22 protein-coding genes are annotated in these 26,603 nt (G+C 51.1%); 12 read left to right on the top strand and 10 right to left on the bottom strand.

From position 1 onward, the window contains the following. Positions 1 to 193 precede the first annotated feature (193 nt). Positions 194 to 1,624, top strand: a complete 1,431-nt coding sequence (lpdA, locus tag L4D19_RS20875; protein ID WP_428454090.1) for a dihydrolipoyl dehydrogenase — start codon at positions 194 to 196, stop codon at positions 1,622 to 1,624. Between the two features lie 93 nt (positions 1,625 to 1,717). On the opposite strand, the gene aphA is transcribed toward lpdA, so the two are convergent. Beyond that, positions 1,718 to 2,431 (bottom strand): acid phosphatase AphA, encoded by a 714-nt coding sequence (gene aphA / locus L4D19_RS20880; protein WP_428454091.1) that lies wholly within the window; start codon positions 2,429 to 2,431, stop codon positions 1,718 to 1,720. A 247-nt stretch (positions 2,432 to 2,678) separates the two neighbouring features. Beyond that, positions 2,679 to 4,595: a methyl-accepting chemotaxis protein gene (locus L4D19_RS20885; RefSeq protein ID WP_428454092.1), complete on the bottom strand. Its 1,917-nt coding sequence runs from the start codon at positions 4,593 to 4,595 to the stop codon at positions 2,679 to 2,681. 61 nt (positions 4,596 to 4,656) lie between these two features. Between L4D19_RS20885 and L4D19_RS20890 the strand changes: the two genes are divergently transcribed. Further along, positions 4,657 to 6,963, top strand: a complete 2,307-nt coding sequence (locus L4D19_RS20890) for a patatin-like phospholipase family protein (RefSeq protein ID WP_428454093.1) — start codon at positions 4,657 to 4,659, stop codon at positions 6,961 to 6,963. Positions 6,964 to 7,194: 231 nt separating this feature from the next. Beyond that, the gene (gene acnB / locus L4D19_RS20895; protein WP_428454094.1) at positions 7,195 to 9,792 is read left to right on the top strand and encodes a bifunctional aconitate hydratase 2/2-methylisocitrate dehydratase; all 2,598 of its coding nucleotides are present in this window, start codon (positions 7,195 to 7,197) and stop codon (positions 9,790 to 9,792) included. A gap of 97 nt (positions 9,793 to 9,889) precedes the next feature. Here the strand turns inward: acnB and L4D19_RS20900 are convergent, their stop codons facing one another. Together L4D19_RS20900 and L4D19_RS20905 are read right to left on the bottom strand one after the other, a co-directional pair. Further along, on the bottom strand, positions 9,890 to 11,026 hold the full coding sequence (locus tag L4D19_RS20900) for a glycerate kinase (RefSeq protein ID WP_428454095.1): 1,137 nt from the start codon (positions 11,024 to 11,026) through the stop codon (positions 9,890 to 9,892). Between the two features lie 186 nt (positions 11,027 to 11,212). Further along, positions 11,213 to 12,370, bottom strand: coding sequence for a sugar diacid recognition domain-containing protein (locus L4D19_RS20905; RefSeq protein WP_428454096.1), 1,158 nt, complete (start codon positions 12,368 to 12,370; stop codon positions 11,213 to 11,215). Positions 12,371 to 12,523: 153 nt separating this feature from the next. On the opposite strand from L4D19_RS20905, the gene L4D19_RS20910 reads away from it, so the two are divergent. From L4D19_RS20910 to L4D19_RS20935, 6 genes are all read left to right on the top strand, one after another. Continuing rightward, positions 12,524 to 12,892, top strand: a complete 369-nt coding sequence (locus tag L4D19_RS20910) for a YacL family protein (protein WP_428454097.1) — start codon at positions 12,524 to 12,526, stop codon at positions 12,890 to 12,892. Positions 12,893 to 13,084: 192 nt separating this feature from the next. Next, the gene (locus L4D19_RS20915; RefSeq protein WP_075762333.1) at positions 13,085 to 13,423 is read left to right on the top strand and encodes a P-II family nitrogen regulator; all 339 of its coding nucleotides are present in this window, start codon (positions 13,085 to 13,087) and stop codon (positions 13,421 to 13,423) included. A 27-nt stretch (positions 13,424 to 13,450) separates the two neighbouring features. After that, positions 13,451 to 14,680: an ammonium transporter gene (locus tag L4D19_RS20920; protein WP_428454098.1), complete on the top strand. Its 1,230-nt coding sequence runs from the start codon at positions 13,451 to 13,453 to the stop codon at positions 14,678 to 14,680. 237 nt (positions 14,681 to 14,917) lie between these two features. Further along, positions 14,918 to 15,931 (top strand): Fe(3+) ABC transporter substrate-binding protein, encoded by a 1,014-nt coding sequence (locus L4D19_RS20925; RefSeq protein ID WP_428454099.1) that lies wholly within the window; start codon positions 14,918 to 14,920, stop codon positions 15,929 to 15,931. A 179-nt stretch (positions 15,932 to 16,110) separates the two neighbouring features. Continuing rightward, positions 16,111 to 17,739 carry an ABC transporter permease gene (locus L4D19_RS20930; protein WP_075762331.1) on the top strand — a complete coding sequence of 543 codons (1,629 nt, stop codon included), beginning with the start codon at positions 16,111 to 16,113 and terminating at the stop codon, positions 17,737 to 17,739. Beyond that, positions 17,739 to 18,779: an ABC transporter ATP-binding protein gene (locus L4D19_RS20935; protein WP_428454100.1), complete on the top strand. Its 1,041-nt coding sequence runs from the start codon at positions 17,739 to 17,741 to the stop codon at positions 18,777 to 18,779. Before L4D19_RS20930 ends, L4D19_RS20935 begins: the two co-directional genes overlap by 1 nt. A 94-nt stretch (positions 18,780 to 18,873) precedes the next feature. Here the strand turns inward: L4D19_RS20935 and L4D19_RS20940 are convergent, their stop codons facing one another. Next, positions 18,874 to 19,479 (bottom strand): TetR/AcrR family transcriptional regulator, encoded by a 606-nt coding sequence (locus L4D19_RS20940; protein WP_428454101.1) that lies wholly within the window; start codon positions 19,477 to 19,479, stop codon positions 18,874 to 18,876. A 225-nt stretch (positions 19,480 to 19,704) separates the two neighbouring features. On the opposite strand from L4D19_RS20940, the gene hpt reads away from it, so the two are divergent. Further along, positions 19,705 to 20,238 (top strand): hypoxanthine phosphoribosyltransferase, encoded by a 534-nt coding sequence (hpt, locus tag L4D19_RS20945; RefSeq protein WP_428454102.1) that lies wholly within the window; start codon positions 19,705 to 19,707, stop codon positions 20,236 to 20,238. 87 nt (positions 20,239 to 20,325) lie between these two features. On the opposite strand, the gene can is transcribed toward hpt, so the two are convergent. Further along, complete coding sequence (gene can, locus L4D19_RS20950) at positions 20,326 to 20,979, bottom strand: carbonate dehydratase (RefSeq protein ID WP_075762328.1); 654 nt, start codon at positions 20,977 to 20,979, stop codon at positions 20,326 to 20,328. Between the two features lie 170 nt (positions 20,980 to 21,149). Between can and L4D19_RS20955 the strand changes: the two genes are divergently transcribed. Together L4D19_RS20955 and L4D19_RS20960 are read left to right on the top strand one after the other, a co-directional pair. Next, positions 21,150 to 22,073 (top strand): ABC transporter ATP-binding protein, encoded by a 924-nt coding sequence (locus L4D19_RS20955; RefSeq protein ID WP_428454103.1) that lies wholly within the window; start codon positions 21,150 to 21,152, stop codon positions 22,071 to 22,073. Then, positions 22,070 to 22,840, top strand: a complete 771-nt coding sequence (locus L4D19_RS20960) for an ABC transporter permease (protein ID WP_428454104.1) — start codon at positions 22,070 to 22,072, stop codon at positions 22,838 to 22,840. Before L4D19_RS20955 ends, L4D19_RS20960 begins: the two co-directional genes overlap by 4 nt. 130 nt (positions 22,841 to 22,970) lie before the next feature. Here L4D19_RS20960 and panC read toward each other — a convergent pair whose 3' ends face one another. Genes panC through pcnB form a run of 4 tightly spaced genes read right to left on the bottom strand, consistent with a single transcriptional unit; the run spans position 22,971 to position 26,525 of the window. Further along, positions 22,971 to 23,843 (bottom strand): pantoate--beta-alanine ligase, encoded by an 873-nt coding sequence (gene panC / locus L4D19_RS20965; protein ID WP_428454105.1) that lies wholly within the window; start codon positions 23,841 to 23,843, stop codon positions 22,971 to 22,973. Positions 23,844 to 23,852: 9 nt separating this feature from the next. Beyond that, on the bottom strand, positions 23,853 to 24,647 hold the full coding sequence (gene panB / locus L4D19_RS20970) for a 3-methyl-2-oxobutanoate hydroxymethyltransferase (RefSeq protein WP_160652101.1): 795 nt from the start codon (positions 24,645 to 24,647) through the stop codon (positions 23,853 to 23,855). 25 nt (positions 24,648 to 24,672) lie between these two features. Next, entirely contained in the window at positions 24,673 to 25,158 is a 486-nt protein-coding gene (gene folK / locus L4D19_RS20975; RefSeq protein ID WP_428454106.1) for a 2-amino-4-hydroxy-6-hydroxymethyldihydropteridine diphosphokinase, read from the bottom strand. After that, positions 25,155 to 26,525: a polynucleotide adenylyltransferase PcnB gene (gene pcnB, locus L4D19_RS20980; RefSeq protein WP_428454178.1), complete on the bottom strand. Its 1,371-nt coding sequence runs from the start codon at positions 26,523 to 26,525 to the stop codon at positions 25,155 to 25,157. Before pcnB ends, folK begins: the two co-directional genes overlap by 4 nt. Positions 26,526 to 26,603 lie beyond the last annotated feature (78 nt).

A 26,603-nucleotide genomic window follows, 5' to 3' on the forward strand; every position in this document is an offset into this window, starting at 1 on the left:
TCACATCCGCAACGCCATGCCTGCAACAGCAGGCATGGAATTGTTGTGTAGCTCACAGGCTATGGCAATATACTTTTCACTTTGTTAACAGGTCTGTAAACTTGTTGGCAATCTGAAAGAAGAATGTACAACAGCAAATAAGTACAACTTACCTGATAGCCTGTTAGGGATAAAAGACTACAACGAGGTCATGATGAGTAAAGAAATTAAAGCCCAGGTAGTGGTGTTGGGTTCAGGCCCTGCTGGTTACTCTGCGGCATTCCGTTGCGCGGACTTAGGTCTAGATACGGTTCTAATCGAAAAATACAGCACGCTTGGTGGTGTATGTCTGAACGTGGGTTGTATCCCATCAAAAGCCCTTCTTCACGTAGCTAAAGTTATTGAAGAAGCGAAGGCGATGGCTGAGCACGGTGTTGTGTTCGGTGAGCCGCAGACAGATATCAACAAGATCCGTGTCTGGAAAGAAAAAGTAATCACTCAGCTGACTGGCGGTCTTGGCGGTATGGCTAAGATGCGTAAAGTTAACGTTGTTAACGGTTACGGTAAATTCACCGGTCCTAACACTATCGTAGTTGAAGGCGAAGAAGGCCAGACAACGGTTAACTTCGACAACGCGATTGTTGCGGCAGGTTCTCGTCCTATCGAGCTGCCTTTCATCCCGCATGAAGACCCACGCATCTGGGACTCAACTGACGCTCTTGAGCTAAAAGAAGTACCTAAGAAGATGTTGGTCATGGGTGGCGGTATCATCGGCCTGGAAATGGGTACGGTTTACCACTCGCTAGGTTCTCAGATCGACGTTGTTGAAATGTTCGATCAAGTGATCCCTGCAGCTGACAAGGATATCGTTCGCGTCTTCACCAAACGCATCAAGAAGAAATTCAACCTGATGCTGGAAACTAAGGTGACGGCAGTTGAAGCGAAAGAAGACGGTATCTACGTTTCAATGGAAGGCAAGAAAGCACCAGCTGAGCCTGTACGTTACGACGCTGTACTTGTGGCAATCGGCCGTGTACCAAACGGTAAGCTGATTGATGCAGAGAAAGCGGGTATCGAGGTTGACGAGCGCGGCTTTATTAACGTTGACAAGCAGATGCGTACCAACGTACCGCACATCCACGCTATCGGTGACATCGTTGGCCAGCCAATGCTTGCTCACAAAGGTGTGCATGAAGGCCACGTTGCGGCAGAAGTTATCTCTGGCAAGAAGCACTACTTCGATCCTAAAGTTATCCCTTCAATTGCCTACACTGAGCCAGAAGTGGCATGGGTTGGTAAGACAGAGAAAGAAGCAAAAGCCGAAGGCATCAACTACGAAGTGGCGACATTCCCATGGGCAGCTTCTGGTCGTGCAATCGCTTCTGACTGTGCAGACGGTATGACGAAGATGATCTTCGACAAAGACACGCACCGTGTGATCGGTGGTGCTATCGTTGGTACCAACGGTGGTGAGCTTCTGGGTGAAATCGGTCTGGCGATCGAGATGGGTTGTGATGCAGAGGATATTGCTCTGACTATCCACGCTCACCCAACGCTACACGAATCAGTGGGTCTTGCTGCTGAAGTATTCGAAGGTTCTATCACTGACCTTCCAAACCCGAAAGCGGTTAAGCGTAAGAAGTAATTCTTGCTGCTTCAAAAGATATGAAAAAAGCGCCCCAGGGCGCTTTTTTGGTTTTTGGATAATATACCAATTTGGATAACTGTCTGATTGGTATTAGTACTGAGAGTCCTTCACGATCTTCTCTCCGTAGATTCCGTTTTGCGGCACCGGCTTGTAGCTAGAGCTGGCGTTACGCATGATACGGATCCCTTCTGCTCCGGCATTGCGTGCAGAGATGATATCGCCGTCTGAGTCACCGTAGTACATCTTGATATTGTGCGCCTTAATGTGCTTGGTCTTGGTATATTCTGTCTTGCTAGAGCCGGCAAAAATCACTTTGTGCATGTTGTTAATGCCGAATGAATCCTTCAGGTACTGAGTGGAAATTTCACACTCCGAACCTGTACGGCCGGTGATGAAGTAAATATCGTCGCCACGCTTCTGGTGCATAGCAATCAGCTTCTTACCGATCTCTTTTGGCAAGCTGAAGTTTTCCCATTCACAGTTCATCTTATCCCAGAACTTCTGAGATTTAAGGTAGCTGTAGCCATTTGGCGAGAACACTTGCTGTCCGCGGTAAAAGCCTGGCGAACTGAACAGCACCGTGTCGTCGATATCAAAACCGACTGTCATTGGCTCCTTGCCCTCTAGGCTCTTTTCAATCTCCTCAACCGATACCCAATGAAGCTGGGCAGGTTCCCCCTGCTGCATGATTTGGATTGAGCTGTACCCGGTTTCGGTACCCGGCAATTTAGGATCGGCGAATACGGAACCAGATGCGAATGCGCAAGCCAGAAGGGAAGAAATTGCAATTTTAGTGAGTTTCATTGTTGGTTTTAGTTATTGATCAAATTGAGCTGCAAAAATACGCCTATGCGACATATTAAAGTTTGGAGGGTGTCACAAAATAATGCCCGTGCAGAATAATGTTATTTTGCGTTTTTAGATAGTTGCGAATTTGATTGTGAAGGCGTACAGGGAGGAACCCCTGTAGCTCCCCCTTGAAAAGGGGGAGAACTGGTGAGCTTTGTATTCCCTCCCCTTATTAAGGGGAGGACTAGTGGGGTTAAAGCCGTTACAGCTTGAACGTTCCTACCATGTCATCGAGGCGCTTGGACAGCTCGCGCAGCTCCTGACTCGAGTGAGCCAGTTCGGTGGCGGTATCGGCTGTGCGCTGGGTCGTCTCGTTGATTTCCTCGATATTGCAGTTGATATCGTTGACGACCGTTGACTGTTCTTCGGTAGCCGTTGCAACCTGGGTGTTCATATCGGAGATCAGGGTGATGCGATCGGCAATAGACACCAGTGCGCCGGATGCCTCGTCGGCTGCCGAGACACCGTCAGAGGTTAGCTGGCGGCTTTGTACGATAGCGCTAACCGCATTGCTGGCTTCTTCCTGCAGGCGGTTGATCATAGTTTGGATCTCGTCTGTCGAGTCGGCAGTCCGGCTTGCCAGGCTGCGTACCTCGTCGGCCACGACGGCAAAGCCACGGCCTTGTTCGCCGGCACGGGCTGCTTCGATTGCGGCATTGAGCGCCAGCAGGTTAGTCTGCTCCGAGATACCGCGGATCACGTCAAGGATGCTACCGATAGCCTGGGTATTGTTGGCAAGAGATTCGATCACCTCGCTGACGTTGGATACATCGTTGGATAGCTGGCTGATGCTGTCGCGTGCCTGTCCGACAACGGCCTGGCCGTTCTGGGTCTCGGATTCGGCATTATGAGCGGCATCGGCGGCCTGTGCGGCGTTGCCGGCAATCTCGTTAACCGTTGCGCCCATTTGGTTGATAGCGGTGACCACCTGAATCGTACGGTCACGCTGGGTGTTACTGTTATCCAGGGTCAGCTGAGCCTGGGAAGCGACCGATTCTGCAGCGCTGCGTAATGAATTACCAGTTTCGGCCACTTCACGCACCGAGTAGTGGATCTTGCCGATAAAGGTGTTGAAGCCTTCTGACAGCTGGGCGATCTCATCCTTGCCTTTGATATCGATTCGGTGGCGAAGGTCGCCTTCGCCTTCGCCAAGGTCTTTGAATACAGCAGCAAGGCGTTCGATAGGGCGGGTAATGTTGCTACCGAGCCAGATCGCCATCAGGACAAATACTGCTGCGATAGCGGCTGTCCAGACCATGATTTGGTTGCGTGCCTGGTTCAGTCCGGCAAAGGCTTCTTCCTTGGGTAGTTCGGCGACTACATACCATTCCATTGAAGGGATATAGCTGGTGGCAATCAGGGTATCGCTGCCGTTAATAGTCGCTTCGGCAACGTTGAAGTCATCCTTGTTCAGCAGCTGGCGAGAGACCTCGGTGCCGTACAGCTGGTTCAGATCACTGCCGCCCATCTTGCTCTTGTCTTTGTGCAGACGCACCATGCCGCTGGCATCGGTGAGGTAGACATAGCCAGTTTGTTCCAGCTTGAACTGGTTAATGAACCTGACCATTTCGTCCATAGACTTTGAGAGGCCCGCCATGCCGCGACCGTTAAGTTGCTGATAGTTAACAAACAGTTTGACCTCGCCGTTCGCTTCCTGGAATACGTTGAGCATATTGGCGTTGCCGCTGCCGGTAAAGCCGTAGAACCAGCTGTCCTGCTGCTGGTTAAGGCGGCGAAGAAAGCCATTTTGGTTCCAGTAGTTGCCTGTCGTACGATCCGCAACAGACGCGTCAAACAGGTTGTATTGAGTTCTGATATCATTGAGCTGTTTTATCAGTCGATCTTCTTGCTGCGGACGGCCGTTTTCTTTATACATATCCGTAATAAAACGGTTTGTTGCCAATTGTTGCGCCGCGGACTGTAGCAGTGACACTTCCTTGTCGATAGTATTGCGGATCTGCATCAGGTTTGCCGGTAGCTCTGATTCAAGCAAACGGCTTTCTACCACGCTGCGGGCCTGGTTTTGACCAATAGCGCCAACAAGGACTGTTGAGGCAAGTACGGCGAGGATCATCGCCATAATTAGTTTTTGTTTAATGGTGAGCTGGTTGAACTTCATAATGCTAGCTGCTTATCGATATAGTAATGAACGAACTGCTCGTTCATGGAAAAAGTTGCCAATGACCCAAATAAAGCCATCTGTTAGAAATCTCTCTCTGTGCATGTATCTGCCGAGTCGTTACATTACTTTAGTGATAATTCTCACATTAATTCAGGTGCTATTCTATCAGCCTGTTTTTGCTGCAGAACGGCCAAAAATTGGTGTCGTGCTAGGTGGCGGGGGAGCCAAGGGGGCTGCCCATATAGGGGTGCTCAAGGCGCTGGAAGATATGCAGATCCCGGTGGACTATATCGTGGGAACCAGCATGGGGGCCTATGTCGGCGGCCTCTATGCGACCGGCATGAGTGCCGATGATATCGAAGCGCTGCTGACGACGGTGGACTGGGGCAAAGGCTACGAGGACCGGGTCCAGCGCAGCGATCGTCGGGTCAGGGAGAAGCAACAGGAGGACCGCTTTCAGGTTAGTAGTGAAATTGGCTTTGATTTCTGGGAGCTGAAGGTACCCCGTGGTTTTGTCCAGGGACAGAGCATGGGTGAAATCCTGCGCACCACGTCCGGCAATCTGCCAACGATGAAAAGCTTTGATCGGTTGCCTATTCCCTATCGGGCGGTGGCGACCGATATCGAAAACCTGGAGCCGGTTATATTGGTAAGTGGTGACTTGGCCGAAGTGATGCAGGCCAGTATGTCGATTCCGGGGCTACTGCCGCCGATGGAGCTGGGTGACAAGCTATTGGTGGATGGCGGGATCACCAACAACCTGCCTGTTTCCGTCGTCAAGGCGATGGGGGCTGATATTGTGATTGCCGTTGATATCAGTAATGAGTTTAAGCGCCGTGATGATCTCAACAATTACTTTGCCGTGATGGATCAGCTGACCGATTTCATGGTGCGTGATAATGCGACTCGGCAGATAAAACTATTAAGTGACGAGGATGTGTTGATCCGCCCTGATATTCAGGGGATCACGACGGCAGATTTTGAGCAGATGCCAATGGCTTTTGAAAACGGCTATGCGGCTGCCATGGCACTGGAAGAACAGCTCAAAGGCTTGGGTGGGTCTATTTGGTATCAGAATTATATAGACAGCAAACAGCTCAAGCGTCGCACGTTGAACCATCTTGATCAGTTGAAGGTGGATGATATTCAGCTGGTTAACAACAGCCATTATTCGGATCAGGTGTTGCTGGATCGGCTGGAGCTCGAGCCGGGCTCGCGCATTAGCTCTGAAGAGTTGGCGGAAAGCGTACGAAATCTGTATGCCCTCGATCGTTTTGAGCGGATTGACTACCGGATCCAGAGTGAGGAAGGCGAGAATGTGGTGCTGGTCGAAGTTAAGGAGAAGAGCTGGGGACCTAACTTTATTGATCTCCGGTTTGCCCTGGAAGATGACTTCGAAAACAGTACCGATTATTCGATAGGCGTGGCGTTTAATGTGACCGGGCTAAGCGAAGCCGGGGCAGAGTGGCGGACTGAGTTGGAATACGGGACCGACAAACGGATTGCGACCGGGCTGTACCTGCCGTTTATCAAAAATCAGGAATGGTTTAGCCAGATTAGTGCCGAGTATAAAAACTCCGAGAAAAACGTGCCTGCAATTGGTGAGGAGCCAAGCCTCGAAGAAATCGACAGCTTTATTCCGGCGACCTACAACGACACGATTTTGGATGCTTCGTTTGGCTGGCAGCCGGAGCTATGGCAGGAGTTTCGGATAGGTCTTCGCTATATCTATGGCGAGACTGAATTTCCGGGCATTTTTGGTGATCTTGGCAAGGAGAAGCGGGAAAGCCAGATTGGATATGTGAGTTATACCCTCGATACCCTGGACGAGTTTATGCTGCCGAAACGCGGAAATTTGTTACAGGTCGAGCTTGCCGCATCGGATGACAACAACGAGTTTTTGGGGCTGGAGCTGACCGATCTTGCTTTTCATATCGACGCCAAATGGAAAGGTGCCTATACGATCGGGGATCATACCCTCATGGGCAAGGCCGAGATAGGCAGAGTGAAGTCGGATGAAAACCTAAGCCTGGATCCCAAAGAGCTCGGCGGCTTTTTGAACCTGTCGGGGATCCCGAAAAACAGCCTGTCCGGCAACAACAAACTCTTCGGTGCCCTTGTATACCGTTACCATCTGCTGGAGCAGGATTTTGGGCTGTTCAATTCGACGGTGTATGTCGGCAGTTCTGTAGAATGGGGCGGGGTGTATAACGATAGCGATATCCCGCTCAACGAAGCCCAGATGTATTGGGCCGGCAGTGTGTTCTCCGGTATTACGACGCCATTCGGGCCGCTTATCTTTGCATACGGCCAGACGGAGCAGAATAACAATGCCTATTACCTGTTCTTTGGCGCGGCGCTATAAGGCTAAAGTCGTAGGCGCTACGTCATAATTATGCTCAAAGTGTGAATGTTGTAAAAAGAGGGTGATTTTTAATTTTAAGTTAAAAATGGTATGCTGGTTGAACGGTTTTGGTCTCTTCTGCCTGTAGTGAGCGCTTAGTAAGAAGAATGACAGGGCGCATTGTGCAGAATAGATCAATCACTTCCAAGGATGTTTGGCCACTAGGCTAAACCGAAATAAGAGGAATATGTCGTGCTTGAAGCCTACCGTAAACACGTCGAAGAACGTGCTGCAGAAGGAGTTGTTGCTAAACCACTCGATGCTGAGCAGGTTGCAGCTCTGGTTGAGCTCCTGAAAAATCCACCAGCGGGTGAAGAAGCCTTCCTGCTGGATCTGTTTGAAAACCGTATTCCCCCTGGTGTTGATGAAGCGGCGTATGTGAAAGCCGGTTTCCTTGCAGCCCTCACCAAAGGTGAAGCTGCATCCCCGATTGTCAGCAATGCAAAAGCGGCTGAGCTATTGGGCACCATGCAAGGTGGTTACAACATTGAACCGCTGATTGCACTTCTTGATGATAGCGAGCTTGCGCCTATCGCCGTTAAAGCCCTTTCTCATACCTTGCTGATGTTCGATGCTTTCTACGATGTAGAAGAGAAGGCCAAGGCAGGTAACGAATTTGCCAAGCAAGTTATTCAGTCATGGGCTGATGCCGAATGGTTCCTGTCTAAACCTGAACTGGCTGAAAAAATTACCCTTACCGTGTTTAAGGTTACCGGTGAAACTAACACCGATGACCTGTCTCCGGCCCCAGACGCCTGGTCGCGTCCGGATATCCCGCTGCATGCCTTGGCGATGCTGAAGAATGAACGTGAAGGCATTGAGCCTGAGCAGCCAGGTGCGATTGGCCCGGTTAAGCAAATCGAAGCGCTTAAAGAAAAAGGCCACCAGTTGGTTTATGTCGGTGACGTTGTCGGTACCGGTTCATCCCGTAAGTCGGCGACTAACTCGGTATTGTGGTTCATGGGTGATGATATCCCGAATGTGCCGAACAAACGTGCTGGTGGTTATGTATTGGGCGGCAAGATCGCCCCAATCTTCTTCAACACAATGGAAGATGCCGGTGCACTGCCTATCGAAGTGGATGTGACAGCCCTAAACATGGGCGATGTGATTGATGTCTACCCGTACAAAGGCGAAGTTCGCAGCCATGACAGTGATGAAGTCGTCTCTACCTTTGCCCTTAAAACAGATGTCCTGATTGACGAAGTGCGTGCCGGCGGCCGTATTCCGTTGATCATTGGCCGTGGCCTGACAGATCGTGCTCGTCAGTCACTTGGTCTGGCTTCATCTGATGTGTTCCGCCGTCCTGGCGAAGTAGAAGATACCGGAAAAGGCTACAGCCTGGCGCAGAAGATGGTCGGTAAGGCCTGTGGTGTCGAGGGGATCCGTCCGGGCACATACTGTGAGCCTAAAATGACGACCGTCGGCTCTCAGGATACGACGGGTCCTATGACCCGTGATGAGCTGAAAGATTTGGCATGTCTTGGTTTCTCTGCCGAGCTAACTATGCAGTCGTTCTGCCATACATCGGCCTATCCAAAACCAATCGATGTGAATACCCACCATACATTGCCTGACTTTATCATGAACCGTGGTGGTGTTTCTCTGCGTCCGGGTGATGGTGTTATTCACTCTTGGCTAAACCGCATGCTATTGCCTGATACTGTCGGTACTGGTGGTGATTCGCACACCCGTTTCCCGCTGGGTATCTCGTTCCCGGCCGGTTCTGGTCTGGTCGCGTTTGCCGCGGCAACCGGCGTGATGCCGCTTGATATGCCTGAATCTATTCTGGTTCGCTTCAAGGGCGAGATGCAAGAAGGGATCACTTTGCGTGATCTGGTTCATGCCATCCCTTATTATGCGATCAAGCAGGGTCTGCTGACGGTTGAGAAAGCCGGTAAGGTCAACGAATTCTCCGGTCGAGTACTGGAAATTGAAGGTGTTGAGCACCTGACTGTCGAGCAGGCGTTCGAGCTGTCTGATGCCTCGGCTGAGCGTAGTGCGGCTGGCTGTACTGTTAAGCTATCTGAAGACTCGATTGCCGAGTACCTGAACTCCAACATTGTGATGCTTAAGTGGATGATCTCCGAAGGTTATGGCGATCGCCGTACCATCGAGCGCCGTATTACTGCGATGGAAGAGTGGCTGGCTAACCCTGAGCTGATGGAAGCCGATAAAGATGCAGAGTACGCGCATGTGATCGAAATCGATCTGGCAGATATCACTCAGCCGATCCTGTGTGCACCGAACGATCCGGATGATGCGCGTCTGCTGTCTGATGTGCAGGGAACTGAAATCGATGAGGTCTTTATCGGATCTTGTATGACCAACATCGGTCACTTCCGTGCGGCAGGTAAACTGCTTGAGAAGTTCGGTGGTCAGTTGGATACGCGTCTGTGGGTTGCTCCGCCAACCAAGATGGATAAGGATCAGCTAACGGAAGAAGGTTACTACGGTATCTTTGGCCGTGCCGGGGTACGTATTGAAACACCGGGGTGCTCATTATGTATGGGTAACCAGGCGCGAGTTGCGGATGAAGCGACGGTTATGTCGACCTCAACCCGTAATTTCCCGAACCGTCTGGGTACTGGTGCTAATGTTTACCTGTCATCAGCTGAGCTTGCTGCTGTCGGTGCTATTCTGGGTCGCATCCCGACCAAGGAAGAGTACCTGGAGTATGCGAAGCAGATCGATGCAACAGCTGCCGATACCTACCGCTATCTGAACTTCCATCGTATGGATAGTTACACCAAGAAAGCGGATGATGTGATTATTCAGGCCGCTGTTTAACCGCGAATCTGGATAACACCCAATAAGAAAGCCCTCGCACAGCGAGGGCTTTTTGTTTGCAGCTTGTTGTTACGGTACTGTTCTATGTGTTGAATACTTATCTTTTTCCGACTGTCAGCATTGCAGCGACGTTGCGTGCCGTCACCTGGACATTGCATGCCGCTTCTTCCAGTGCCTCGCTCAGGGCCATCGAACGTGGTACGACGCTGAAGACGGCATCGATACCGTGGTCGTAGACCACATCACAATCATCAGACAGGCTACCTGCGATCCCGATCACCGGAATATCGTATTTTTTCGCACTGCGAGCGACGCCAATCGGGGTCTTGCCGTGAATAGTCTGGCTGTCTATTCGTCCTTCGCCGGTAATAACCAGATCAGCATCGGCGACGGTGCCGGCCAGGTTGACCGCATCCATAACGATATCGATCCCCGGACGCAGGCTGGCATCGAGCAGGCCAAGCAGGGCAGCACCAAGGCCACCGGCAGCACCGGCACCGGCTATATCTTTAACGTCACGATCCAATTGATCTTTGATGATTCCTGCGTATCGGGCAAGGTTGCTATCGAGCTGCTGGATCATCTCGGCAGTCGCCCCTTTTTGCGGGCCGAATACGTGGGAAGCACCTTTGGGGCCGCATAGCGGATTATCGACATCGCAGGCGACTTCCAGTTTGATACCGGCCAGGCGAGGATCAAGCTGGCTGATGTCGATAGTGGCAAGCCGGGCGAGTTCACCGCCGCCATAACCAAGCTCTTTGCCTTCGACATCCTGCATTGTAATGCCGAGCGCCTGGGCCATCCCGATCCCGCCGTCGTTGGTGGCACTGCCGCCGATCCCGACAATGATATGTTCAACCCCCTTATCAAGAGCAGCCTTGATCAGTTCCCCGGTACCGAATGTCGTGGTCAGCAGCGGGTTACGTTGTTCAGGAGATACCAGATGCAGGCCGGAGGCGGCTGCCATTTCGATGATGGCGGTTTTTCCGTCACCCATTAACCCGTAAAAACCGTTGACCTGTTCGCCGAGTGGGCCTGTGACTTGCTGCTTGATAATCGAGCCGCCAGTGGCATCAACCAGTGACTGAACAGTTCCTTCTCCGCCGTCAGCCATCGGGATCTTGTGGTACTCGGCATCAGGCATCACTTGCCGGAATCCCGCCTCAATGGCAGTGGCGACTTCCATCGCCGTCAGGCTTTCTTTGTATGAGTCAGGGGCTATTACAATTTTCATGGTGAGAAACCTCCAGGCCAGCGGGTGAGCAGCATTGTCGCTTGAGGGAGGCTCTGACAGCCATGCAAGCGATCCAAAATAGTCGATAGCGTAAACTGTACCTGTTCAGATGAATGAATTCTTTGGCTGAAATAACAGATAATCAGTGTTTTTATGCTTTAATTTTGTGCGGTTGCACAATGCTGCTTATTGGTTGCGGCTGATGACAGCCAGATACAAACGTGTTTTTTCACTTATGTCGCTGAATCTTAATGATGTTACCTGCTCAATCTTGTCCAGCCGATAGCGCAGTGTATTGCGGTGGATATGTAAGGATTCGCACGTTTGGGCCAAATCGCAATTGTGGTCAAAATAGGCCTTGAGCGTTTTGAGCAAGATACCGCGAGGATCGCTTTTTTGCAGCTCTAGCAGGGGGTGGCGTAGCTGCTCGTAGCGCCAGCTATCATCTTGAATGGAACCGAGCAATACCGGCAGGATATGATCTTGATAGAACACAACCGTATTTTTCCCGCCAGGTGAGCGGGAATGGCTTTCTATGGTTGCCTTGGCTGTCAGGTAGGATTTAGGCCATCCTTCCAAACCGGAAAAATAGCCGCCCAGCGCCATTTGAGTGGTAAAACCGTTTTCTTTGGCAAGGCTTTTTAGCAGTTTGTTGATCTGTTTTTGTGCCAGGGGCTTAGACCAGCTATCCGCATCAAGTGAGATCGGTAGCAGAACCACAACTTCGTTCATCGAAACGGACGAAATACCGACAAGATTGTTGTGCTCTGGCTGCTCAAGCAACTGGACTAGACGTTGCAGGTGTTCGGCAGACAGGCTTTCTCCTTGAGTGGGAAAGGCTTGGACAATAGCGGCAACACGCGGTTGGGACAGATCCAGAGCCAGGCGCTCTGCGATAGCAAGCCGCTGGTTTTCGCTGAGATCGTTTCCCTGGATAAGTTGTAATACCAGTTCTTCACGGTGGCGCTTGTTCCATTGAAGTTTGGACATCAGCGCCTGGTGCTCGACAATCAGCTCGGCGGCCATTTTGACCAGTTCGCCGTAGCTGCGTACTTGTTCGGGCTCGCCAGAGATCCCGACGACGCCAATCGTCTGATCCTGAAAAACAATTGGCAGATTTATCCCCGGTTTAACTCCCTTGAGCTGCCCGGACATCACGGTGTCTATCTCGACAACCCGATTATCATCAAGGGCGAGAACGGCACCTTCGTGGCGTTGGTTGAGGCGGTTCGGATCCGTTGAGCCAATGATCCTGCCGTGCTCATCCATCACATTGACGGAATAGCGAATGATTTGCTTGGCGCGCTCGACAATCTGTCGGGCAATGGTGGCATTTAGTTGCATTCTTGTTCCAGATCCTGACAATGTGCGGACTTTATTGCGATTGGCACCGAGCGAAACCAGTTTTTGGCCTGCGAGCGGGCGTGTTGTGACGTAATTTTATTGTACCAAGCTTATCTGGCTGCTGGGTACTGAATGATGACAGAGAGGATAGCTATGGACTACGAATTTAAGAAAAATACCCTGGACGGTAGCTATCACGCCATTTTCTCTATGGGTCACGAGGCACTGGGGCGCTGGTTAATCGAAGAGGTGGGGAAGGACTTTTCCAGGATCGATGCTATTTTGGCCCAAATTGGTGCGCTGAAAAACAGCACCCGTGAATGGCGGCTGGTGGGAGAGGATTTAACCCTGAGCCTGCAGGACAATGAAGCGCTTGTCCAAGCTAACTATCTGTTTTCTGTAGATGATACTGAACTGGAAGAAGACATGAATTTTTATGATGACGAATGTATGTCTCTGTGTGGATTTGAGGATCTCGAGCAGATGTTGCATGCCTGGCGTGCATTTGTCACTCGCTTCTGACCGCCATCGTCTGACTCTGCATAATTTGCTTCTTTTCAGTGAAAGGGTTGCACCATAAAGGTGCGGCCCTTTTTCGTTGTTTTTATATGAAACGCCTAAGCAATTGAAAAACAAGGAGATAAAAAGTTGGCACAAAGCTTGTTTGTTAATCAACTGTAATCGGAAAGGAATTCAGAAGATTAGGAGCAGGCAATGAAATTGATAAACGCAATCATTAAACCATTTAAATTGGATGACGTCCGCGAAGCACTGGCAGATGTCGGTGTCGAGGGGATGACAGTCTCCGAGGTCAAGGGATTTGGCCGTCAGAAAGGACATACCGAGCTGTACCGTGGCGCAGAATATCAGGTGGACTTCCTGCCTAAAGTGAAGCTGGAAATTGCGACTCAGGCAGAGAACTTGGAAGCCATTGTCGAAGCCATTTCGAAAGCCGCTCAAACCGGGAAAATTGGTGACGGTAAGATTTTTGTTTATGACCTTGATCATGCCGTACGGATCCGTACCGGTGAAACCGATCTAGAAGCCTTATAAGAATTGGATGAGTAGGGGATGATGACCATGGAACTATCAACAACGGTAACAGAGCTGCGTTATGCACTCGATACTTTCTTTTTCTTGATGTCAGGTGCGCTGGTGATGTGGATGGCGGCAGGTTTCGCCATGCTAGAGGCTGGTCTGGTTCGCTCGAAGAATACCACCGAGATCCTGACTAAAAATATCTGCCTGTATGCGATTGCTTGTACCATGTACTTGCTGGTGGGTTACAACATTATGTATGTCGATAACGGTGAGGGTGGCTGGCTGCCATCGTTCGGTGCCCTGATTGGCTCCCAGGCCGAGGGTGCTGATCACTCACTGGAATCTGACTTCTTCTTCCAGGTGGTGTTTGTGGCAACAGCAATGTCGGTTGTATCCGGTGCCGTGGCCGAGCGTATGAAACTGTGGTCGTTCCTCATTTTCTCAGTCATTTTGACGGCCTTTATCTATCCGATGGAAGGATACTGGACATGGGGCGGTGGCTTCTTGTCAGAAGCAGGCTTCAGTGATTTTGCTGGCTCGGGTATTGTTCACATGGCCGGTGCGGCGGCAGCTTTGGCGGGTGTGCTACTACTGGGTGCCCGTAAAGGAAAGTACGGCAAGAACGGTTCAATCAACCCAATTCCCGGTTCGAACATGCCGCTGGCAACTCTGGGTACCTTTATCCTGTGGTTCGGCTGGTTCGGTTTCAACGGCGGTTCGCAGCTGATGGTATCAGACTTTGAAAATGCAACGGCAGTGGGCCAGATCTTCCTTAACACCAATGCGGCGGCGGCAGCCGGTGCTATCGCAGCGCTGGCAGTGTGTAAGACAACTTGGGGCAAAGCGGATTTGACCATGGTACTGAACGGTGCTCTGGCTGGTCTGGTCGCCATCACGGCTGACCCGTTATCTCCATCACCAGTGTCTGCGGTTGTTATCGGTGTGGTTGCCGGTGCGCTGGTTGTGTTTAGCATCATCGGCCTGGATAAAATCAAAATTGATGATCCTGTTGGTGCCATCTCGGTCCACGGTGTGTGCGGGTTCTTCGGTCTGATGGTGGTGCCATTCAACAATGCAGATGCTACTTTCGGTGCTCAGCTACTGGGTGCAGCAGTTATCTTTGGTTGGGTATTCGTAACAAGCTTTGCGGTGTGGGCGGTACTGAAAGCCACCATGGGTATCCGTGTGACGGAAGAGGAAGAAATGGCGGGAATGGATTTGCATGACTGTGGTATCGATGCCTACCCTGAATTTGTTAGCGTAAAATAAGGCTTAATCTTAATATGCAGTCATGTGTATTAAGGGTGACACACTTATTGATAAGTTGCTGAATAACTAAGAAACTAGTAACATATATTTAGTTCACATCTTTAAAAAATGCTGCCATTTGGCAGCATTTTTTTTGTGTTTAATTGTAACCACGCATTGTTTTAGCGTCGTGCTACAGTATAATTAGTTCGATATTGATAAACATTATCATTACATTTTGCATTAAGGGATGGATTAATGAAAAAGCTGTTGGCATCGGCGATTCTGCTTGGTTTGGCTGCTCCTCAGGTAGCAACTGCTGCTGAAGAAGTGAATGTATACTCTTACCGTCAGCCTTTCCTGGTTGAGCCTATGTTTAACGAGTTCACAAAAGAAACCGGCATTAAGGTTAACGTGAAATTCGCGAAAAAAGGTTTGGCAGAGAAGCTGCAGCAAGAAGGCGAATACAGCCCAGCAGATATGATTCTGACAACTGATATCAGCCGTCTGGTTGAGCTGGCAAACAAGAACCTGGTTCAGCCTGTTGATAGCAAAGTAATTGAGCAAAACGTACCGACTCAATACCGTGATAGCCAAGATGAGTGGTTTGCGCTGACACTGCGTTCACGTAACGTGTACTCTTCTCGTGACCGTGTTGGCCGTCTGCCTGCGGACTTTGACTATGCCGATCTGGCAAAACCTGAGTGGAAAGGCAAAATTTGTACTCGCTCTGGTAAGCACCCGTATAACGTTTCTCTGGTTTCTTCGATGATTGCCAACCATGGCGAAGCAGAAGCAAAAGAGTGGCTGGAAGGAGTTAAAGCCAACCTTGCCCGTAAGCCTCAGGGTAACGACCGTGCGCAGGTTAAGGCTGTCAAAGAAGGTCTGTGTGATCTGGCTATCGGCAACAGCTACTACCTAGGCAAGATGGTTAACGATGAGAAGCAGAAGGCATGGGCTGAAGCTGTTTACATCAACTTCCCTGGCCAGAAAGCAGACGGTACGCACGTTAACGTTAGCGGCATGGCAATGGCCAAGTACGCGCCTAACAAGGATAACGCGCAGAAGCTGATGGAATTTTTGACTGGCGATAAAGCCCAGCAGATGTACGCTGAAGTGAACTATGAGTACCCGGTTAAAGACGGCGTTAAGCGCTCTGAGCTGGTTGCATCTTGGGGTGACTTCCAGGCTGACGATCTATCGCTTGAAAAAGTGGCAGACTACCACAGCACAGCAATCAAACTGCTAGATGAAGTGAAGTTTGATCTGTAAGTTGTTACATAAAAATGGGGCGAGAAGCCCCATTTTTGCTTAAGCCCTAGTATCTTTTCCAATAACTTATGGTAGCTTCACTATCCCGAAAAAAAGTAGGGACTTTTGTGTGGTTCTATTGCAGCATCGGGTTGTAGCGACGCCATAAATTTATTGCAAAGAATACTAAGTAGTAAGCAATGAAAGAAAAATATATGTTTTGGCGGACCAGCGGCTGGGGGTTATCCCTACTGCTGGTTTTGCCTATTCTGGCGATTTTCTATACCGCGATAGGTGAGTCGGACGAAGTCTTCTCCCACTTGATGGGCACCGTCATGGCGACCTACACCAGCAATACGTTCTGGCTGGTGTCAGGCACAGTGCTGCTGGCACTGCTGTTTGGCCTGCCTGCGGCCTGGATCATGGCGATGTGTCGCCTTCCCGGTGAGAAAATATTGCAGTGGGCGCTGGTCCTGCCTCTGGCTATGCCGGGCTATATCATTGGTTATATCTATACGGACTGGTTTGACTATGCCGGGCCGATCCAAATTTTCCTGCGTGATGTGTTTGGCTGGCAGAGTATCCATGACTACTGGTTCCCGGATATCCGCTCTCTCGGTGGTGCCAGCATGGTACTGGCGCTCGTTCTCTACCCCTATATCTACCTTCTGGCGCGCGCGGCCTTTATGGAGCAGAGTGTCAGCTTGCTTCAGTCTGCCCGTTTGCTGCGCTGTTCTCCCTGGGACAGCTTCCGCCGGATTTCCCTGCCGCTGGCCCGTCCGTCGATTGCCGTCGGTATGTCGCTGGTGGCGATGGAGACCCTGGGCGATTTCGGTACCGTCAGCTATTTTGCTGTGAATACCCTGACAACGGCGGTGTATGATACTTGGTTGGGCTATTCCAACCTCAATGCGGCAGCGAAAATTTCAGCTATTATGTTGATGGTCATTTTTTTGCTGATCAGTGCCGAGCGCTTTAGTCGGCGTAAGCAGAAACTGTTTCAGCAAGAATTCGAGCACGGCGATGATGTTCGCTACAGCCTGACCGGAGCGAAGAAATGGCTGGCCCTTGGCTGGTGCTGGGGACTGGTGGGTTGTGCCTTTGTGATGCCGTTGCTGCAGCTTGGCTACTATGCCTGGCATTATTTTGCCGAGAGCTGGACGACCGAGTTTCAGCAGTACAGCATCAACAGCCTTGTGGTGTCGCTGGCTGCGGCCCTGTTTGCCGTGATGCTGGCACTGATTGTGAATTTCTACCATCGCCTGGATGGTCGCAGGTCGACCCTGGTGCCGATCCGCGCATCATCGCTCGGTTATGCCGTGCCGGGGACTGTATTGGCGATTGGGGTAATGATCCCGCTGACCAGTGCCGACCACCTGCTGAATGATTTTGCTATCAGCTTTGGTCTTGGCCGTCCGGGGCTGGTGTTCTCAGGGACGATGATCGCGATTATCTTTGCCTTTGTCGTTCGCTTCGCCGCGGTGGCAATCGGCAGTATCGAGAGCAGCCTGGCCAAGGTGCCGCCGTCACTGGATATGGCGTCAAAAACCATGGGCTATGCCTCGACCCAGATGTTGCGCCGGGTTCACCTGCCGCTGATCCGCCGGGGCTGCCTGATAGCAGGCTTGTTAGTCTTTATCGAGTCGATGAAAGAGCTTAATGCCGCCTTGCTGCTGCGGCCGTTTAATTTTGAAACCCTGGCAACCTATGTATTTAACTTCGCGTCAGACGAGCAGTTAGAACTTGCTGCCCTGCCGGCGATTTTATTGGTAATTGTTGGCCTGATCCCGCTGGTCATGGTTAACCGTTCTTTGGAGCAGAAACACTGATGAGCCATGCATTATCCGTCCAAAACCTGACCTGTACCTACAACGGCCAGGCGGTATTACAGAACCTCTCTCTGCCAGTCAAAGACAATGAAATCGTCTGTCTGCTGGGAGCCAGTGGCTGCGGTAAGACGACTTTGCTCAAGGCCATTGCCGGCCTGTTGCCGCTGGAGAGTGGTGATATTCATATCAACGGCCGTACGATTGCCGATCAGCACATATGGCTGCCGCCGGAAAAACGCAATATCGGGATGATTTTTCAAGACTATGCGTTGTTTCCCCATTTGACGGTGGCTGAGAATATCGCCTTTGGTCTGCGCGACTGGGACAAGGCTCGTATCGCTGCCAAAGTGAAGGAAATGCTCGAGCTGGTCCACCTTACCGGCCTGGATGGCCGTTATCCGCACCAGCTGTCGGGTGGACAGCAGCAGCGGGTTGCGATTGCTCGGGCTTTGGCCTGCGAGCCCGATCTGATCCTGCTTGATGAGCCATTTTCCAATATTGATACTCAGGTTCGTCACGGGCTGATCAAAGAGATCCGTCGTATCTTCAAGGCTCAGGGAGTAACAGCTATTTTCGTGACCCATAGCCGGGAAGAGGCGTTTGCCTTTGCCGATCGTCTGGCTGTCATGAACCATGGTGTTATTGAACAGTTCGGTTGTGCCACGGATCTGTATTATCACCCGAGCAGCCGTTTTGTGGCTGAGTTTCTCGGCTCGGGGTCGTATCTTCCGGCCACTGTTAAGAATGACAACCAGCTGTTTACTCCGTTCGGCGAGATCGGTATGAAGACCGAACAGCCGTATGGTCAGGAGACCAGTGTGGAATGGCTACTGCGTCCCCAAAACCTGAAGGTGAGACAGGCGCAGGATGGACAGGGAGTGATCACCGAGCAGCTGTTCATGGGGGATAACTGCCGCTATACCGTTGATTTTCAGGGACACACATTAGTGGTGAATTCGCATTTGATCTTGCAGGTGGGTGATCGTGTCAAAGTGGAAGTCGAGCCCCACGAGCCGGTGGTTTTCGCGACTGCCTGCTAATAGCCGGCTTACCTGTTCGGTATAGCAAGCAAGGCCAGCGGAATGCTGGCCTTGTTGATCAAAAATCAGGATTTGCCGGATCTCATGTTGCCATTTACTTCGCCAATAGCGCTGAAATGTAGGTGGCAGCCTGCTCGCGCATTTTGTCCTGATCCGGGTTGATGTTGGCTTGTAGGTAGAGGACATAGCAGATCCCGTGTAGTTGCCAGGCAAGCTCGTCTGGAGACTGCTGGGTATTCAGCTCTTGATGTTCAACTCCCTGGGCAAACATCTCTGCGAGGCGATCATGGCTTTGCTTGTTGTCGCCGATAAACTGCGGCCAGATCTCATCACGAACAGAGGTACTCCACTCGAACCACACTTTGATCCAGTCTTGCTGTTCGATGACCGCATCGATAAGATGGTGGGTGATACAGCTCAGGCGGGGGTAGAGCGGCTTGCTCTGGCTGCCCAGACATTCGGTGATCAGCTGACTGAAGCGATTTTCTACCTGAGTCAGGACTTGCTCAACCAGCGCTTCCCGGGTCGGGAAATAGTTAAATACGGTCGCTACGGATACATTGGCCATTTCAGCAATGTCGGCATGGCCTGCTCGGCCGATGCCTCGCCGGGCAAAAACCTCTAAGGCAAAATCAAGCAACTGTTGTTTTCGTTTTTCTGGAGAAAGACGTGTTCTGGTCTTTTTGACGATCGTATCCATTTCGTTTATTCCCTAGCCTTGAATATTTATTTAAGTTATATATTTGTTTTACATAATAACTTTACAATAGCAGTCAGTTGCATTCAAACTGGTTTTGTTCAAGTTGTGTCATATAATTGACAGCTTCGATAAAATAACTATTGTTCGGCAGGAATGTTAGAATAGAGATCCGTTGTGATAGTTAGCCTGCAGGCGGCTTATGCAGTCGTCCTGATGGAGAAAAAGATGAAGCATACAGTTGAAGTAATGATTTCTGAGCAGGATGTTCAGGCCCGCGTCAAAGAGCTGGGACAGCAAATTACCGAGTGTTACAAGGATTCCGAGAACCTTGTGATGGTCGGCTTACTACGAGGCTCTTTCGTGTTTATGGCTGATTTGGCGCGTGCGATTGAGCTTCCTCATGAAGTCGACTTCATGACTGCATCAAGTTATGGCAATACCATGGAAAGTAATCGTGACGTCCGTATCCTGAAGGATTTGGACGACGATATTCAGGGCAAAGACGTGTTGCTGGTCGAAGATATCATCGATACCGGTAACACTCTGAATAAAGTCTGCGAGATTTTATCGCTACGTGAACCAAACTCCATCCGCATCTGTACGCTGCTTGACAAGCCCGAGCGCCGTGAAGTGAAGGTGGATGTCGAGTGGATCGGCTTTGAGATCCCGGATGAGTTTGTTGTCGGTGTGGGGATTGACTATGCTCAGAAATACCGTCACCTGCCTTTCATTGGTAAAGTGGTTCCGCAGGAAGACTAAGCTGAAGAACCGGCTTTGGTACCCCCATAGCAAAAGCGACCGTGAGGTCGCTTTTTTGTTGCAATGTATAGCGCTATACAGCTGCGTTTAGGCTTTGACTGGCAAAATGGCTTCCATTGCTGTCTGATAGGCTTCTTCCAGGCCTTCGCGGCTGGTGGCTGCAACGCCCAGATCGCGAAGCACACCGTCGCCGATACCGTAGACCCAGCCATGGATTTTTATTTTCTGGCCCCGCTCCCATGCCTGCTGCATGATAGTGGAGTTGCCGAGGTTATAAACCTGGGTTGCGACATTGATTTCACAAAGCTTGTCGCTCCACTCTTCGCGAGGCAGGACACCAAGCTCCGGACGGTACTTCAGGTAAAGATCGCGGATATGCAGTAGCCAGTTGTTGATGAGGCCCAGTTGCGGGTTATCAATCGCCGCTGTAACGCCGCCACAGCCGTAGTGGCCACAGACAATGATGTGCCTTACCTTGAGCACGTCAACAGCGTACTGGACGACAGAGAGGCAATTTAAGTCGGTATGGATAACCTGGTTAGCAACGTTTCTGTGTACGAACAACTCTCCCGAGTCCAGGCCGGTCAGACGTTCGGCGGGTACACGGCTGTCAGCACAGCCAATCCATAGGTATTCAGGTTTCTGAGCTTTTGCTAGGTGGGAAAAGAACTCGGGCTTTTCTTCCTTAATATTCTCTGACCAAGAGAGATTATTTGCGAATAGCTGTTTAATATCTGCCATGATGATGCCTTTGTTTGATACATTCGTTATACCAATTCACATAAGTGTCAGTCCTGTTTACGCAGAGGCTGAAAGTTATGTAAACCGGCCCCACTATACACAAGCTGGTAAATTAGCAAATCGGATTAGTTATCCGTTGATGAAAATTTCTAACATAAAGATTGCATTTTATGAACGCATTGGAAATAAAAAATGTAAGTAAAAATTACAAGGGTGGCGTTAAGGCTTTGAAAGGTATGAGTCTTTCTGTTGGCGAAGGGGACTTCTTTGCTTTGCTCGGTCCGAATGGAGCCGGCAAGTCTACCACCATTGGAATCATTAGTTCGTTAGTTAACAAGACCTCTGGCTCGGTGAATGTCTTTGGCTATGATTTGGACACCCAGCTGGTAGAAGCCAAAAACCAGCTTGGACTGGTCCCGCAGGAATTTAATTTTAACCAGTTTGAAACTGTTGAGCAGATCGTGGTGAACCAGGCCGGTTACTACGGGGTCGAGAAGGGTGTGGCCAGGGAGCGAGCGAAGAAATACCTGACTCAGTTGGATCTATGGGAGAAGCGCAATGAGGTGTCCCGTAACCTGTCGGGCGGGATGAAGCGCCGCCTGATGATTGCCAGGGCGTTGATGCATGAGCCCAGGTTGCTGATCCTCGATGAGCCAACGGCTGGGGTCGATATCGAGCTGAGACGCTCGATGTGGGACTTTCTGTGTGAGATCAACCGTCAGGGTGTCACGATAATCCTGACGACTCACTACCTCGAGGAGGCCGAAATGCTTTGTCGCAATATCGGTATCATTAATCGGGGGGTGCTGATTGAGAATACCAGTATGAAAGAGCTGCTGGGCAAGCTGGAGGTGGAGACCTTTATTCTTGATATCAAGCTGAACGGGAAGCGGCCGGTGCTTGACGATGTGATGTGGAAGATGCCGGACAACCATACCCTGGAAATCGATATTCCCAAGGGAACAGGGCTTAATACTGTGTTTAATCAGCTGACCAGCCAGGGGGTCGAGGTGCTATCGATGCGAAACAAAGCCAACCGCCTGGAGGAGCTGTTTGTCAATTTGGTCGCCGCCGAAAAAAGGGAGCAGGCATGAGACATCAATTTTGGATTGCCTTTAAAAGCTTGATCAACAAAGAAGTTAACCGCTTTGCCCGGATCTGGGTACAAACCCTGGTGCCGCCAGCAATCACCATGACCCTGTATTTCATTATCTTTGGCAGCCTGATCGGTAGCCGGATTGGCGAGATGGGCGGTTTTACCTATATGGAATACATCGTGCCGGGCTTGATCATGATGTCGGTGATCACCAACTCGTATTCCAATGTGGCGTCGTCGTTTTTCAGTGCCAAGCTGCAGCACAATATCGAGGAGTTGCTTGTCGCACCGGTGCCGAGCTATATCATCATTGCCGGTTATGTTGGTGGTGGTGTGCTGCGTGGACTGGCTGTCGGTTTTATCGTTTCGGTCGTCTCGTTGCTGTTTGTGGATTTGAATATTGCCCACTTTGGCGTGATTGTGGCGACGGTCGTGATGACTTCGATTGTGTTTGCGCTGGGTGGGCTGATCAATGCCGTGTATGCCAAGACGTTCGATGATATCAGTATTATTCCGACCTTCGTACTGACGCCGCTGACTTACCTTGGCGGGGTCTTCTATTCGCTGAGCCTGCTGCCTGAGTTCTGGCAGGGAGTCTCCAAGCTCAATCCGATCGTGTATATGGTGAATGCGTTCCGGTATGGTTTCCTCGGGGTGTCAGATGTCGGTATCGGGACATCCTTTGCAGTACTCGGGGTGTTCATTGCCGCGCTGTACGGGTTCGTCTATTACCTGATCTCGCGAGGGATTGGCTTACGTTCATAATCATATCGGCGTGCCTTTACGCTAAATCGTCAGCAACGCCCAGTTTGTCGCTGGGCTTTTTTGTGTGTTTGCTCTAACAAAAAGGCCCGGCATCATTGATGCCGGGCCTTGTACATTTCTGCTATGGGGATTATTCAGAAGCTTGCTGCGGTGCAGCCAGATCAACTACCTGGTTGTCGATCAGTCGTGCCTTGCCGAGGATGGCCGACATCAGGATCACTGCCTGCTGGGTCTCTTCGTCGATCAGCTGGAGGCTGACAGCATCGCGGATATAGATTTCGTCCGGCTGCAGGCCGGCAGCACGCAGCTGGTCGCTGGCGTCGACAACGATTTCGGCATAGTCGGTACGTCCGCCACGCATCTGGCTGTTGATCCAGCGCATGGTGCGTGCCAGTACAGGTGCGCGCTGACGTTCGTCGACAGTGAGGTAACCGTTGCGCGAGCTCATAGCCAGACCGTCCATTTCACGGACTGTCGGAACACCGATGATTTCGATATCCATGGCCATGTCGATAACCATCTGGCGGATAAGCGCCAGCTGCTGGTAGTCTTTCTCGCCAAAGCATGCGACGTCCGGCTGGACAATGTTAAACAGCTTGGTAACCACGGTAGAAACGCCACGGAAGTGGTTAGGGCGCAATGCTCCCTCAAGCATTGTCGATAGTTCAGGAACATCAACAAACGTCTGGCGATCCAGGCCTTTCGGGTACATGACATCCGGCGTCGGCGTAAAGACCATATCGACGGCTTCGCCATTTAGCTTGGCTAGGTCATCTTCCAGCGTGCGCGGGTAGTTGGCCAGATCATCGGCTTTGTCGAACTGCATCGGATTGACAAAGATGCTGACAACAACCACATCAGCGTGCTCACGGGCTTTGCGAACCAGCGTAAGGTGACCTTCATGCAGATTGCCCATGGTTGGAACAAAAGCGATACGGCGGCCTTCTCGGCGCCATACTCGAACTTGTTCGCGAATCGGAGCGATCTCAGCGAATGTTTGCATTTTTATTCCTTACTCAAAGGTATGTTCTGGGCCCGGGAATACACCGGCCTCGACATCTTCTAGGTATTTGGTGACTGCCGCGCGCATCTCGCCGGTTTCAGCCAGGTAGTTCTTTGAGAAACGTGGCATATAGTTAGCTGAGATCCCGAACATATCGTGCATGACTAGGATCTGGCCGTCGGTGACATTACCGGCACCGATACCAATAACAGGTACCTCGACGGCTTTGGTTATGCGCTCGGCAAGGCTGGCTGGTACGCACTCAAGTAAAATGATCTGGGCACCAGCGTTTTTCAACAGGATAGCATCTTTCACCATCTGCTCTGCGTGGTCAGAGTCACGTCCCTGAACTTTATAGCCACCAAAAATATTGACTGACTGAGGAGTTAGCCCCAGGTGAGCACAAACCGGTACGGCACGCTCGGTTAGTTTGGAGACCGTTTCGGCCAGCCAGGCTCCGCCTTCCAGCTTGACCATATTGGCTCCGGCTCGCATCAGCTCGGCAGCGCTTTCACAGGCCTGTTCTGGGGTGCCATAGCTCATAAATGGCATATCGGCCATTAGCAGTGCATTCGGGCTGCCAGCGCGGACACAGCGCGTGTGGTAGGCAATATCCTGAACACTGACTGGCAGGGTATCGGGTTTGCCCTGAAGGACCATACCCAGCGAATCGCCAACCAGCATGACCGGGACTTCCTGTTGCTCAAACAGCTGAGCAAAGCTTGCGTCATAGGCTGTGACAGACGCAAATTTACGACCTTCCTGCTTCCATTTCATCAGGTCGTTGATAGTAATCTTTTTCATAATTATCTCTCCCTAAAACAATGCCTTAAGCATGCCAAATGGCGAGGCCATTGCGATCTACCTGACGAAGCAGCGTCTGTAGTGCTGTCTGGTCAGGCAGGATTAAATCAGGGGCAATTTCTGCCAGCGGATAAAGTACAAATTCACGTACCTTCATCCCGTAGTGCGGAACGGTCAGCCGTTCACAGTTATGTACCAGATCACCGTACAGAATAATGTCGAGATCCAGTGTTCTCGGTCCCCAGCGCTCCGCCTTGCGAACCCGGCCATGTTCAAGCTCGATTGCCTGAGTGCGATCCAGCAGGTCAAGCGGGGACAGGGTGGTATCAATCGCCACCACCGCATTGATGTAGTCGGGCTGATCCTGAGGTCCCATCGGGGTACTGCTGTAGAGCGATGATTCTGCAACCACCTGGATTTCAGGAACCTCTTTCAGCGCTGCAATGGCTTTTTTCGCCTGGGCGACGGGATCGCCCAGGTTACTGCCGATCGCGATATAGGCTCGGATCATGACGATGACTTCACTTGCGGCTTTTTACGACGCTGAGGACGGCGACGGCGAGGACGGCGCTGACCACTCTCGTCGTTGATTTTCTGTACCATCTTGCTGCGTTTGTTTCGGTCGGCGGACTGGAATTCGTTCCACCAGCTGGCCAGCTCGGCAATGTCGGCGCTCTCGAAGTTGCCGCGCATTTCCAGAAAATCGTATGCCGCCCTGAATTTAGGGTGTTCCAGCATCTTGAAGGCACGCTTGCCGCTGCGGCGGCTAAAGCGCATCTGTTGCTGCCAGATATCGCGAACTGTGGTGGTAAAGCGACGCGGGATCGCAATTGACTTCACTTGCTCGTCGAGGACATCGTTCGAGGCAACCATAAAGGCATCATAGTATGACAGGCCGCTGGTAATCGAAATTTCCTCGGCCCGGGTCACCATCGGGTACCACAGCATCGCTGCATACATAAAGGCCGGATTGACACGCTTCTCATCGAGGATACGTTTATCGGTCGCAGCGAGAATGTGCTCAATCATTAATTCGGTTTGGCTGCCGTGATCCTCGGTAAAGTGTTCAGACAGTAGCGGGAACAGCTGCTGGAACAGGTTGTACTCGCGGAGCAGCTTATAGGTTGCCAGTCCGTTGCCTGATTGGAGTAGCTTCAGGCTTTCTTCAAACAGGCGGGCAGGCGGAATGTCCTGTAGCAAGGTGGCAAGCCCGTGGATAGGGTCGGCTGTCTTGCTTTCGATCGTCATGTCGAGCTTGGCTGCAAAACGGACTGCACGCAGCATGCGTACCGGATCTTCGCGGTAGCGGGTTTCCGGATCGCCGATCAGGCGAATAATGCGGTTCTCCAGATCGTGGACACCGTTGGCATAGTCGCTGACGGTAAAGTCTTTGATGCTGTAGTAAAGGGCATTGATCGTGAAGTCGCGGCGTTCGGCGTCTTCATCGATAGTGCCGTAGACATTGTCGCGCAGCAGCATGCCTTCCTGGTTTTGCGAGGCAATTGGTTGTTTGTCCCTTGGATTCGGCTTGGCATCGGCATGGTGGCCACGGAAAGTTGCCACTTCGATAACATCGCGGCCAAACAGAATATGTGCCAGGCGGAAGCGACGGCCGATTAGTCGACAGTTGCGAAAGAGCTTCTTGATCTCTTCCGGTGTGGCGTTAGTTGCGATATCAAAATCTTTCGGCTGTTTGTTTAGTAACAGATCGCGGACGCCGCCACCGACAAGGTAGGCGTCAAAACCGGCCTTATTGAGACGATAAAGTACCTTCAGCGCATTTTCGCTGATATCTTTACGTGAAATACCGTGCTCTTGGCGTTGAAAAATTTGCAAGGTTAGGTCCTCGGTAACGAGAGTACTACTGTCGCGATTCAATACCTTACGGCAAAAGCTGGCTACTCGATTAAAGATAATACACCTCATAAACGTGGATCGGGTTCAACAAACAGCCGC

Origin of the sequence: Photobacterium kasasachensis (assembly GCF_050336885.1) — a bacterium.
Taxonomy (GTDB): Bacteria; Pseudomonadota; Gammaproteobacteria; order Enterobacterales; family Vibrionaceae; genus Photobacterium; species Photobacterium kasasachensis.

Bases quoted from the DNA above. Each gene is read 5' to 3' on its own strand.
- lpdA (WP_428454090.1), top strand. From the start codon at position 194: ATGAGTAAAGAAATTAAAGCCCAGGTAGTGGTGTTGGGTTCAGGCCCT.
- aphA (WP_428454091.1), bottom strand. From the start codon at position 2,431: ATGAAACTCACTAAAATTGCAATTTCTTCCCTTCTGGCTTGCGCATTC.
- L4D19_RS20885 (WP_428454092.1), bottom strand. From the start codon at position 4,595: ATGAAGTTCAACCAGCTCACCATTAAACAAAAACTAATTATGGCGATG.
- L4D19_RS20890 (WP_428454093.1), top strand. From the start codon at position 4,657: ATGACCCAAATAAAGCCATCTGTTAGAAATCTCTCTCTGTGCATGTAT.
- L4D19_RS20900 (WP_428454095.1), bottom strand. From the start codon at position 11,026: ATGAAAATTGTAATAGCCCCTGACTCATACAAAGAAAGCCTGACGGCG.
- L4D19_RS20905 (WP_428454096.1), bottom strand. From the start codon at position 12,370: ATGCAACTAAATGCCACCATTGCCCGACAGATTGTCGAGCGCGCCAAG.
- L4D19_RS20910 (WP_428454097.1), top strand. From the start codon at position 12,524: ATGGACTACGAATTTAAGAAAAATACCCTGGACGGTAGCTATCACGCC.
- L4D19_RS20915 (WP_075762333.1), top strand. From the start codon at position 13,085: ATGAAATTGATAAACGCAATCATTAAACCATTTAAATTGGATGACGTC.
- L4D19_RS20920 (WP_428454098.1), top strand. From the start codon at position 13,451: ATGGAACTATCAACAACGGTAACAGAGCTGCGTTATGCACTCGATACT.
- L4D19_RS20925 (WP_428454099.1), top strand. From the start codon at position 14,918: ATGAAAAAGCTGTTGGCATCGGCGATTCTGCTTGGTTTGGCTGCTCCT.
- L4D19_RS20930 (WP_075762331.1), top strand. From the start codon at position 16,111: ATGAAAGAAAAATATATGTTTTGGCGGACCAGCGGCTGGGGGTTATCC.
- L4D19_RS20935 (WP_428454100.1), top strand. From the start codon at position 17,739: ATGAGCCATGCATTATCCGTCCAAAACCTGACCTGTACCTACAACGGC.
- L4D19_RS20940 (WP_428454101.1), bottom strand. From the start codon at position 19,479: ATGGATACGATCGTCAAAAAGACCAGAACACGTCTTTCTCCAGAAAAA.
- hpt (WP_428454102.1), top strand. From the start codon at position 19,705: ATGAAGCATACAGTTGAAGTAATGATTTCTGAGCAGGATGTTCAGGCC.
- can (WP_075762328.1), bottom strand. From the start codon at position 20,979: ATGGCAGATATTAAACAGCTATTCGCAAATAATCTCTCTTGGTCAGAG.
- L4D19_RS20955 (WP_428454103.1), top strand. From the start codon at position 21,150: ATGAACGCATTGGAAATAAAAAATGTAAGTAAAAATTACAAGGGTGGC.
- L4D19_RS20960 (WP_428454104.1), top strand. From the start codon at position 22,070: ATGAGACATCAATTTTGGATTGCCTTTAAAAGCTTGATCAACAAAGAA.
- panC (WP_428454105.1), bottom strand. From the start codon at position 23,843: ATGCAAACATTCGCTGAGATCGCTCCGATTCGCGAACAAGTTCGAGTA.
- panB (WP_160652101.1), bottom strand. From the start codon at position 24,647: ATGAAAAAGATTACTATCAACGACCTGATGAAATGGAAGCAGGAAGGT.
- folK (WP_428454106.1), bottom strand. From the start codon at position 25,158: ATGATCCGAGCCTATATCGCGATCGGCAGTAACCTGGGCGATCCCGTC.